This window comes from Mesorhizobium sp. M0208, assembly GCF_040322015.1.
Taxonomy (GTDB): Bacteria; Pseudomonadota; Alphaproteobacteria; order Rhizobiales; family Rhizobiaceae; genus Mesorhizobium.
Map to the genome: position 1 here is coordinate 1 of NZ_JAMYSP010000135.1, position 501 is coordinate 501.

Consider the following 501-nt stretch of genomic DNA (forward strand, 5'->3'; position numbering starts at 1 on the left):
ATGGCCGTAGAGTTCGGCAATCCGCGCCGGCGACAAAAGCTGCGTCGGCATGCCCAGCGCATCTCCCAGTGCCCCGCCGACAAGCGCTCCCATAGCCCGATCGGTCGTGTCCCGGGTGTCGTCGGGCATCTCTCAGAACCTCATATGCAGCGCAAAATGCGCCGGGTTGAGCAGGCTGGTCACATATTCGATCGGCCGGTCATCGGCCGCACGCGTCAACCGGCGACCGCGCAGGAACGGCGTGCCTTGCGGGCAGCCGAGGATTGCGGCATCGTCGGCGTTGAGCATTTCGATGCCCACCCATTCGTCGCCATGGTCGGGAATGAGGCCGGCGCCGCGCAGCGTCTGGTGCAGCGAGCCTTCGCGCAGGCCGCGCAACGGCACGTCCTCCAGTTCGGGCGACAATGGCAGTCGGCTGCGCTCGATGGAAATAGCGTGGCCGTCGCTGGCATTGGTGCGCACCCGGTCGACAGCGATGAAAAACGGGTTTTCTATACCAAG

2 protein-coding genes are annotated in these 501 nt (G+C 65.1%); both read right to left on the reverse strand.

What is annotated here, in order from left to right:
• The coding region (locus NKJ17_RS33985; RefSeq protein ID WP_352692082.1) for an ADP-ribosylglycohydrolase family protein at positions 1-129 on the reverse strand (129 nt) is incomplete at its 3' end.
• Between the two features lie 3 nt (positions 130-132).
• Positions 133-501: UTRA domain-containing protein (locus tag NKJ17_RS33990; protein ID WP_352692081.1), on the reverse strand; the 369-nt coding region annotated here is incomplete at its 5' end.